A 10,672-nucleotide genomic window follows, 5' to 3' on the forward strand; every position below is an offset into this window, starting at 1 on the left:
CTCCAGGGTGTCGCCCTGAAATCGGGTTCAAACTGGCTCAGTACCAATCCTTCCCTTTCAATCTCTTCGATCAGACCCGCATTGATGGCGGGATAGCGGTGGTTGAGGCCGCTTCCCATAACGGCGATAGTCCGCTCCGCACCTGCACCCCGATGGGCAAGCGCATCGACACCCATCGCGGCACCGCTGACCACGACGACACTGCGGCGGCGCAGTGCGGCGGCAAGCTGGAGCACCATGCTTTTCGTATAGCTGCTGGGACGCCGCGTTCCGACGATGGCGACCATCGTCTCACCCAGCAGTGACGGATTTCCCCTGTAATAGAGTTCGTTCGGATAGCGGCGCATCGTCTGAAGTGCCGGTATCTTGAAATCGATCGTACGGATAGGCATATCACTCCTAACATATTTATATGGAATCGCCGATATTAGCTCAAATTAGAACCCAACTGTATTATTTTATCGAAGGATTTGTCCGTATGCCGATATTTTTGTCTCTCATTCTCTTTTTTGGCATCGCGATAGCAGAACCGATGATCAAACCTCTGCCCGACAAAATGGATGTCGACTGGAGCAAAGTCTATCTCGGCAAACAGCTCTTCTCCGATACCATTCTCTCCAGAGACAACAGTGTCTCCTGTGCAACATGCCACAATCTGCAGGATGGCGGCGACGACAATCTGCCCGTTTCGTTCGGTATCGAAGGGAAACAGGGAAACATCAACTCCCCAACCGTCTTCAATGCCGCGTTCAATTTCCGACAATTCTGGGATGGACGGGCAAAAGATCTCAAAGAGCAGGCAAAAGGTCCCATTGAAAACCCGGTCGAGATGGGAAACAGTTTCGAGCAACTCATTCCGACACTTCAAAAAAGCCGCTATGCCGTTATTTTCCGCTCGATCTATCCCGATGGTGTCACGAAAGAGAACATCGTCGACGCGATTGCCGAATTTGAAAAAACGCTTCTTACCCCCTCCCCTTTTGACCGTTATCTGAAGGGGGACGAGAGTGCATTGACATCCTCCCAGAAAGAGGGACTGGAGATTTTCAAATCGAAAGGGTGTATCGTCTGCCACCACGGCATCAACCTGGGCGGAACGATGTATAGCAAATTCGGTGTTGTCGAATCATCCGGTTCCAAGAATCTCGGGCGCTACAATGTAACCAAAAATCCGGCCGACAAATACTATTTCAAGGTGCCGACACTCCGAAATATCGAAAAAACGGCACCCTATTTCCATGATGGACGGACCGAAAGCCTGAAAGAGGCGGTTACCATTATGGCCAATATCCAGCTCGGTCGGGCGATGACGGTGGATGAGATCGACAAAATCGTCGATTTTCTCAAATCGCTGACCGGAAACATACCGAAAAGTGTCGAACCATGAGACGCCTGCTCCATATCGACAAACTCACTTCACTCATCGCAGCTCTTCTGTTCCTGATGGCTTCCCTGCTGGCCTATCTCCTCTCTGTCGACAAAGATATCACCAACTTCCATGCTTACGAAACACGTCTACAGCGGATGCTTCTTCTTGACAAAACATTCGATAATTTTCTTCTGAAAAAAATCGAAGCGATCAATTACGAAACGATCAACGGGCATATCGACGCATTCGAGGATGAACTCGATTATTTCAAATCGCGTCCACTCGAGAAAGAGTATGGCTCGGGATTTGCAGCCCTCCTTTCCACTATAGAAAAAACTTTCCGAAAAAAACACGATGCCATCGAGCATTTCAAATCGTACAATGCCGCGGCTCTCAACTCCATCCACTACATTTTCGATCTGCGCAGAACGCTGTCGAACAATCAAACCATCCCGCTGGATATCCAGATCCAACTCGACACCATTCTTTTCGAATTGATGCAGATCATCTTGGGTATTCATACATCGCCGGCCCGTCTCGTCAAAACACTCGATGATCTCGAAAAGACGATAGCACCGCTTCTCAACAGAAATCTGGAATATTTCCACAGCCACAGCCATGCTTTGATGGAATCGATCGGCAGACTCAACAAAACGGCCGAACATGCCACAACCATCCAGCTGCATGACAATATCGTTGCCATGCAGAAACGGCTTGAAGAGGCTTATAGCCACAAGATATTCATCGAAAAAGTGATTGCGCTTCTTTTCTTTCTCCTCGCGTTTGTCATGATCCTGATCGTCGGTTTTCTGTATCAGCGTGCGCGAAAGACCTACCAGCGCCTCAAAGCCTTCATGTATGCCGTCGAAAACAGCGACAATACGATCGTTATGACCGATCCGGAACGCAACATCGTCTATGTCAACGAAGTCTTCGAGAAGACGAGCGGCTACAACAAAGAGGAAGCGATCGGACAAAATCCGAGAATTCTCAAATCGGGTATTCAGGAAGACACCTACTATGCCGAAATGAACAAAGTACTCGACCAGGGGAAAAAGTGGGAAGGCGAATTTATCAACAAACGCAAAGACGGCTCGCTGTTTTACGAAAAAGCCTCCATTGTCCCCGTTATCGTTGACGGAAAACTGACCAACTATCTGGCCATCAAACTCGATATCACCCAGTACGTCGAACAGCAGCAAAAACTCAAATTGTCGGCTGCCGTCTTTGAAAACACCCAGGAGTCGATCTTGGTAACCGACAGAGAGAACCGCATCATCTCCGTCAACAAAGCCTTTACGACAATCACCGGATACAGTGAAAAGGAGGTGCTCGGCAAAAATCCCAGCATACTCAAATCGGGCCGACACGACAAGAGTTTCTATCGCAAAATGTGGCTCGCCATCTCCCAAACCGGCAAGTGGCACGGAAAGATCTACAACAGAACCAAATCGGGTGAAATCATTCCGACATGGCTGACCATCTCCACCCTTTACGACGATGAGGGAAATCTGCTCAACTATATCGGCATGCTGACCGATCTGCGCGAAATCATTCACAGTCAGGAGAGAGCGGAGTTCCTTGCCTACCACGATACACTGACCGGCCTGCCCAACCGCGCCTACTTCGAAGAGCATCTTTTCCAGGCCATTGAAATTGCCCAGCGCAACGCCACGACTCTGGCGGTTCTCTTTATCGACCTCGACCGTTTCAAAGTTATCAACGACACATTGGGTCACGACGTCGGAGACATGCTTCTCAAATCGGTCAGCGAACGCATCCGTTCGACACTCAGAAAGTCGGATATGGTGGCACGCATCGGCGGCGACGAATTCATCGCCGTTCTCGAAACGATCCACTCTGCAGAAGATGCGGCATATGTCTGCGAAAAAATTCTCAAAATCATCACGGAACCTCTCAAAATCGGTTCCCACACGCTCAATATCTCCACCAGCATCGGGGTCGCCCTCTATCCCGACAACGGCACAACCATTACCGACCTCATCAAGAACGCCGACAATGCAATGTATCTCGCCAAGAGTCTCGGAAAAAACAATTTCCAATTTTTCATGCCCGAACTCTCGCGCAAGATGCACCGCCGTCTCGAAATCGAACAGGGACTCAATGCGGCACTTCTTAACGGAGAGTTCTGGCTCGCCTATCAGCCCCAGTACGGTCTCGAGAGCAAATCGCTTTATGGAGCCGAAGTGCTGCTGCGCTGGGAGAGTCCGACACTCGGCATCGTCACACCCGATGAATTCATTCCCGTTGCCGAAGAGACAGGCAAAATCAATGAAATCGGAACATTCGTTTTCGAGGAGGCGTGCCGTACCCTCTCGATCTTCGATGCCGAAGGAATCGTACTCAAATCGATCTCGATCAATGTGTCGAGCAAACAGTTTGCCCAAAAGGATCTCCCGCACAAATTCCTCGAAATCGCGGAGCGCTACGGCATCGAACCGCATCGTATCACCCTGGAGATGACGGAACGCTATATCATGGATACCTCCACATACGACAATACGATTCTTCAGACATTCCAGAGTATGGGATTCAAAATTTCGGTCGACGACTTCGGCACGGGCTACTCGTCGATGAGCTATCTGAAAAAATTGCCGATCGACACGATCAAGATCGACAAATCATTTATCCAGGATATCCCTCGCGATATCAACGACAATGAAATCACCAAAGCCATCATCGTACTGTCACACAGCCTCGGATACAAAGTCATCGCCGAGGGCATCGAGCATGAAGAGCAGGAGAAGTTTCTCATCGAACATGGTTGCCTTTTCGGACAGGGGTACCATTTCTGCAGACCGCTGGGAATCGATGCTTTCACCAAATTCGTGCGGGAGCGTACCGATAACGCAGACGCGGCAATCTAGAGAACCCACTGCCAGAGCCAGTAGGCGGTCGCCGAAACGATCATGACACCGATCAGATCGATGAAAAAACCGATGGTCGCCATCGTCTTGACCCCGATAACACGCGAACTCATGATGATGGCATTGGGCGGGGTGGCGATGGGCAGCATAAAGGCGTAGCTGGCCGCTACGGTCGTCACCATCAGAATGAGAAGCGTTTCGGGGTGATCGACGCCGTAGAGTTCCGCCATTACCGGCAGAGCGATCGAGGTCAAAGCGGTATTGCTCGTGATTTCCGTCGAAAAGCTGATCGCCAATGCAATCACCGCGAGTGTCATCCAGAGCGGAAGATGATGCACGAATACCAGCTTCTGCGCAATCGCTTCGGCAAGATGGGTGGAACCGAATGCCTGTGCGATGCTGAACCCTGCACCGAACAGGAAAATGATTTCATACGGGATCGCCCTGCTGTCCTCCCAGTTGAGCAGATCGACCCCCGGCATGAAAAGCAGAAGTCCCGCCGCAAGCAGCAGCCCCTTTTCATTCAGACCGAGACCGGGATACCACGGTTTGACCGGTGTATTGAACAGAAGCAGCAGTGTCAAACCACCCAGAATCCACACCAGCTTTTTCTGATCTTTTGTCATCGACTCGACCGACTCCGTTATCCGGCCGACCGGCTCATCTTTCATACCGTAGCCCAGCACCAACGGCATGAGTACCAGCATCGTCACGACAACCGGCGACGTCATCCCCATCCACTCGGTAAACGTGGGCGCCTCGCGTCCGACATCCTCCAAATACCCAAGCAGCAGCAGGTTCGGTGGCGTACCGATGGGGGTAAGGATACCGCCAACGCTGGCCCCATAGGCGATCGCGAGCAGAATGCGCACTTTCAGACGCGGATTCTCGGTAATGAAAAGCCCGATCGGCATCAGCATCAGAGTAATGGTCGTATTGGAGAGAATCGAACTGAGCAGGGCCGAGACGATCGCCATGGCGTAGATGATGCCGAGGGCCGTATCGGGAAAGATGCGCAGCAGCCTGTTGGATATCTGAAGATGGAGAGCGGTTTTCTGCATCGCGATGGCCAACATGAAACCGCCGATGAAAAGAAAAATGATCGATTTGGCGTAGTTGGGCGTCACACTGTTGAGATCGGTAATATCGAATGCAGGGAAAAGCAGAATGGGCAGAAGCGATACCACACCGAGCGGCAATGCCTCGTTGGTCCACATCACGACGAGAAACGTGACGATTCCCAACAACTTCGCCTGCAGCGGTGTAAAGAAAGGAGATGTCAAAAATACCACTGCCAATGCCGTAAAGAGTGCTATCCCGATTTTTTTCATGATCGCCTGCCAGCGTTGAGATGGAGTTTACACTTATCTTACCGAATTTTTTCGTAAAGTTCGTCGATATAGACGACGTCGATTCCCTTCAGTATCGACTTGGAGTCGGCCAGTGCTTTCAGTGTCGAAGCATGGGGATGGCCTATCGCAATCGCGTATCCCTGCGATTTGGCGATGCGTACCGCCTTTTTCAATTGATTCTGGATATAGTCGATATCGGGGTTGTTGTCGAGAAATACGTCCCGTGCGATATAGGGGTCGTGATACTCTTTGCAGATTCTTGGCACGACCGTTTTGGGAGTGGTTCGGCTGTCTATAAAGACAAAACCGTAGCGCTTCGCAATCGGGAAAAAGCGCTCCATCGATGCCATATCGGCAGTAAATTTGCTGCCGGTATGGTTGTTGATGAAGTGTGCCTGCGGAAACCAGTGGCGCAGTTTTCTGATTCGCAAGTCGATCTCCGCATTGCTACTCTCCGTCGTCAGTGTTCCATCTTCCGGATTGTTGTAATGCATCGCCTCCATCGGCAGGTGAATCATATAGTGATCGAGCTTCGCGGCAAGTTTCGGCGTATCGGGATGGCGTGAAGTCGGGGGAAAGATCGACGGAGTGATAGCCCAGGGCAGTGCGCGTATCGTTTTGACCTGGGATGCGAATGCGACATCGTCGATGATGATCGCGAGTTTGGGATGTTTCAGCCGCACCCCCTCTTTCACTGCCGGCCTGCTGCTCTCTTTCCCTCCCGCCTGGACATAATCTTTGATTTCGGAAAGATTCTCCGCCTTGTCGGGAGAGCGTTTCGGATGTATCTTTGGCGTACCGGATGCCGGAGGGAGCTTCAACTTTTTCCGCAGTTTCTCGATATCCCGCTGATAATGTGTCACCGTGCTGTGGTACCGTTTGGATGCCTGCTCCTTCCCCATCTCGTACCCGATCCACCCGGCAAGTCCCATCAGGATCGCCACGATCGACACGACGATGGTTCCACCGATCAGATAGATTTTGAAACGTGTTGAAAAGGTCTGTTTTTTGCGTTTGCGAGGTGTACGTTTGGTATTTCTATGCGGATGTTTCTGTTTTGCCATCGATCAGTTTTCCCATGCCGGGAGGCATGGGAAAGATTCCTTAGTTGGTTTCCTGATCGACGATTTTGTTGGCTTTGATCCACGGCATCATCGCACGCAGACGACGACCCGTCACTTCGACAGGATGGTTGCGCAGATTGTTGCGCTCCGCATTCATGCGCGGATACCCCGACATCCCTTCGAGGATGAAATCTTTGGCGAATTTGCCGTTCTGGATCTCTTTGAGAATCTCTTTCATCGCCTTGCGGCTCTCGTCGTTGATGACGCGCGGTCCGCTTACCATATCGCCATATTCGGCCGTATTGGAGATGGAGTAGCGCATATCGGCGATACCGCCTTCGAAAATCAGGTCGACGATCAGTTTCATCTCGTGCAGACACTCGAAATAGGCCATCTCTTCCGGGTAACCCGCATCGACCAGCGTTTCGAAACCGGCCTGGATCAGTGCACTGACACCGCCGCAGAGAACGGCCTGTTCACCGAACAGGTCGGTTTCTGTCTCGTCTTTGAACGTCGTTTCGATGATACCCGTACGTCCGCCTCCGATTGCCGACGCATAGGAGAGTGCCAGCTCTTTCGTGGTACCGCTCGGATCTTTCTCGACTGCGATCAGGTCGGGAATACCGCCTCCTTTGACAAATTCGCTGCGAACCGTATGGCCCGGTGCTTTGGGGGCGACCATCATGACATTGATGTCATCGGCCGGCTGGATGCGTCCGTAGTGGATATTGAATCCATGGCCGAAGGCGATCGTCGCACCACTCTTCAGATTCGGAGCAATTTCGCTTTTGTAGATCTCCGCCTGCGTTTCGTCCGGAAGGAGAATCATGACGACATCGGCCTCTTTCACCGCATCGGCCACTTCCATCACTCTGAACCCTTTCGCGTCCGCCTTTTTCCAGCTGCTTCCGCCTTTGCGAAGTCCGACAATCACTTCGACGCCGCTGTCACGGAGGTTTTCGGCATGGGCATGTCCCTGGCTTCCGAAACCGATCATCGCGACTTTTTTGGATTGAATGATGGAGATATCGCAATCTTTGTCGTAATAGACGTTCAATGCCATAAGATTATCCTTTGGGGTAAAAATTTGGGTGATTATAGTAAAAGGGTGCTTTGATGCATATAAATTTTTCATCCGACTACCGGGAAGATCCACCGCAGGCATCATATTGTCAGCAGAAAGAGAATTTTAAACTCTTTTCCAATGACGACGATTTTAGAGGCGCCCTTAAGTTACTCTTATGTACAATAAAACCAATTTTTGAATCCGATGGAGTGCCTTATGGTCGAAAAAATCATCAAGAAAGTCAAATCGCTTCCGCCTCTTCCGGAGAGTGTCAACAGTGTCCGGCAAATCTGCAACAATCCGGAAGGGACCATCAAAGAGCTGGTTCCCATCGTCAAACAGGATCCGATGTTCACAGCCGATATCCTGAAAGCGGCCAACTCGCCATTATATGGCTTCAGCCGCCAGATTACATCGATCGACCAGGCGGTGGCCCTGTTCGGAATGGGAACGATCCAGGGTTTTGCCATCTCCTATGCCATCAGAAACAGCTTTCCGATCGATCTCTCTCCCTACGGGGTCACACACAGCCATCTGCTGGAAGTCTCTTCGCTCCAAAACGCGCTGACCCTGCAGTGGGGCAAAGACCAGGTCGCGACCCATCAGGCGGAGATGATGACACTCTCCCTGCTGATGGAACTGGGTAAAGTGGTCGCATCGATCGTACTGGACGAAGAGAACAAAACCCAATCGTTTCAGAGAGCCATGAAGGAGACGGAAACGGCTGAAGACGTCGATGAAATCGAGAAAAGATTTCTCGGTATCACCAGCGAATGGATCGCCGCACTGATGTTCAAACATTGGCAATTCAGTGACAAAATGATCGAGATGATGCGGTATATGATGACTCCCGAAGAGGCTCCCGACGGGATTCGCAAACATACAGAGATTCTCCATATTGTCAAAGAGGCGATCCCGTTCATTCATCCCCTTTGCGAACCCTGTGTGCAGAGTGCCTATGAAAAGGCCGACCGTTTCGGCCTCGATGCGGAGACACTGCATGCGACGATCGAGAAAATAGCCAAATGAGATCATTCCTGACGCGCATCGCCAAAGGAACATACAGATCGGACATCGAAAAGGAACACCTTCCCATACTGGAAGAACTGCTTCGCGAACATATCGTCAAGGAGAGTGACGACGGCACGCTCGTACTCGACGCCAAATACCGGGCCGGAACCCTCGACGTCCTTCCATCCGGCACCGCATTTCTGGAGATGATCGGTGCGAAAGGGAGAGACCTGCTGATCGAACCGCAGAACCTTCACGGCGCGAAAAACGGCGACTACGTCATCGTACGGCGGCTGTTCGGCAAGGCCGGCCGACCCTCGGCCAAGGTCGTCAAAATCGTCCAGCCGGCTTTCGTCTACGGCATCGGCTACATCAAAATGACCGAATCGGGACTGGAACCGTTTCACATCAAGACCGACCTGCCGATGGAGCTGAAGAGTACGACGGCGGACCTCGAAGAGCACACCGTTTTCCAGGTCGACAACCGTACGTCGGAAATCACGCAGATTCTCGGCAGCCTGCTCGATCCGGCCGTCGACGAAAAGATCTCGCTCGCCATCTTCAACAAACAGGAGTTTTTCTCCAAAGAGGCCGAAACCGAAGCGCACAGCTGGGGCGACGTCGTCGACGCGTCGCTCTATCCCGACCGTACCGACCTGCGCCACCTTCCCTTCTGCACGATCGACCCCGTCGATGCGAAGGATTTCGACGACGCGATCTTCTGGGACGAAACGAACCATACCCTCTATGTCGCCATCGCCGACGTGAGCAGTTACGTCACCCCCGACTGCGCCATCGACAAAGAGGCGAGAAGCCGCGGCTTCTCGATCTATTTCCCCCACAAGTCGATTCCGATGCTCCCCAGGGCGCTGAGTGAAAACATCTGCTCGCTCAAACCGGACGTGGACCGTCTCGCCTATGTCTGCCGCCTCGAGCTCGACCCCGAAACGCTCGAAACGAAGAGGCACACCTTTTTCGAGGCGCTCATCCGCTCCAAACGGCGCTACAACTACGACGAAATCGACGCCTATCTGGAAGCGGGCATGGCGAATGCACCGGAAAGAGACGAGGAGACGCTGCGCTTCATCTTTCCTCTGAAAAAGGTGGCCGACAGGCTGCGTGCCGAGCGTCTGAAACGGGGATACGACTTCATGTCCAACGAAGTGCGTATGACACTCGACGAGAAGCAGAACCTTCTTGCCACGCGCATCGAGGCGTCGACCCCCTCGCACAGCCTGATCGAGGAGTGCATGCTGCTGGCCAACAGGGCGGCCGCGACACATTTCGACTACGGCATTTTCCGCATCCACGAACCGCCGACGCCCGAGCGTATCGAAAAACTGGTCGACGAATTGGGAAAAATCGGTATCTACGTGGAAGAGAGTGAAAACGACTTCCACGCGCTCGTGCTGGCCCTGCAGAAAGAGGCACGCACCAGGGGTGTGCAACCCTATGTGGACCAGCTGATCATCCAGACGCAGAAACAGGCATGCTACAGTGCCGAAAACGTCGGCCATTTCGGGCTCGGTTTCGACCGCTACACCCACTTCACGTCTCCGATACGCCGCTACTCCGACCTGACGCTCCACCGCCTTCTCAAAGCGATCCTTTCGGACGACGAGAAAAAGAGGGCGTATCTCCTGCGCAACATCGAACCGCTCACGATCAAAATCAGCGAGCTCGAGCGGGAAGCGACACGGGTCGAGTGGGATTTCATGGCACGCAAATACGCCCGATGGGCCGACGCACACAAAGAGACAACCCTGCACGCCGTCGTCATCGAAGCGGCACAGATCCCCGCAGCCACGACGGACCGGGATATCCTGGGCATGCGCATCTTCTGCGACAAGAGCGACCTGCTGCTCTTCGACCGCATCGAGGCGAAGACCAACATCGTCCATCTGGCACAGGCGAAAATTTTC

The 10,672-nt window shown here is 52.4% G+C and carries 8 protein-coding genes; 4 read left to right on the plus strand and 4 right to left on the minus strand.

The features are described from left to right. Nucleotides 1-392: DNA-processing protein DprA (locus tag Q1K24_RS07555; RefSeq protein ID WP_300368315.1), on the minus strand; the 392-nt coding region annotated here is incomplete at its 3' end. Nucleotides 393-478: 86 nt separating this feature from the next. Between Q1K24_RS07555 and Q1K24_RS07560 the strand changes: the two genes are divergently transcribed. After that, nucleotides 479-1,387: a cytochrome-c peroxidase gene (locus tag Q1K24_RS07560; RefSeq protein WP_300368318.1), complete on the plus strand. Its 909-nt coding sequence runs from the start codon at nucleotides 479-481 to the stop codon at nucleotides 1,385-1,387. After that, nucleotides 1,384-4,257: an EAL domain-containing protein gene (locus Q1K24_RS07565; RefSeq protein ID WP_300368321.1), complete on the plus strand. Its 2,874-nt coding sequence runs from the start codon at nucleotides 1,384-1,386 to the stop codon at nucleotides 4,255-4,257. The genes Q1K24_RS07560 and Q1K24_RS07565 overlap by 4 nt, the downstream gene beginning before the upstream one ends. Here the strand turns inward: Q1K24_RS07565 and Q1K24_RS07570 are convergent. Genes Q1K24_RS07570 through ilvC form a run of 3 tightly spaced genes read right to left on the minus strand, consistent with a single transcriptional unit; the run spans nucleotide 4,254 to nucleotide 7,736 of the window. Further along, nucleotides 4,254-5,588: an SLC13 family permease gene (locus tag Q1K24_RS07570; RefSeq protein WP_300368324.1), complete on the minus strand. Its 1,335-nt coding sequence runs from the start codon at nucleotides 5,586-5,588 to the stop codon at nucleotides 4,254-4,256. The two genes, Q1K24_RS07565 and Q1K24_RS07570, sit on opposite strands and share 4 nt — an antisense overlap. A 38-nt stretch (nucleotides 5,589-5,626) precedes the next feature. After that, on the minus strand, nucleotides 5,627-6,673 hold the full coding sequence (locus tag Q1K24_RS07575; protein WP_300368326.1) for a divergent polysaccharide deacetylase family protein: 1,047 nt from the start codon (nucleotides 6,671-6,673) through the stop codon (nucleotides 5,627-5,629). Between the two features lie 40 nt (nucleotides 6,674-6,713). Then, a complete protein-coding gene (gene ilvC / locus Q1K24_RS07580; protein ID WP_300368329.1) occupies nucleotides 6,714-7,736 on the minus strand; it encodes a ketol-acid reductoisomerase in 1,023 nt (340 codons plus the stop codon). 219 nt (nucleotides 7,737-7,955) lie between these two features. On the opposite strand from ilvC, the gene Q1K24_RS07585 reads away from it, so the two are divergent. Together Q1K24_RS07585 and Q1K24_RS07590 are read left to right on the plus strand one after the other, a co-directional pair. Beyond that, the gene (locus Q1K24_RS07585) at nucleotides 7,956-8,768 is read left to right on the plus strand and encodes an HDOD domain-containing protein (RefSeq protein WP_300368332.1); all 813 of its coding nucleotides are present in this window, start codon (nucleotides 7,956-7,958) and stop codon (nucleotides 8,766-8,768) included. Further along, nucleotides 8,765-10,672 (plus strand): ribonuclease R family protein (locus tag Q1K24_RS07590; RefSeq protein WP_300368335.1); only part of this gene is annotated, 1,908 nt, incomplete at its 3' end. The genes Q1K24_RS07585 and Q1K24_RS07590, both read left to right, overlap by 4 nt.

This window comes from Hydrogenimonas sp. (assembly GCF_029932565.1).
Lineage (GTDB): Bacteria > Campylobacterota > Campylobacteria > Campylobacterales > Hydrogenimonadaceae > Hydrogenimonas.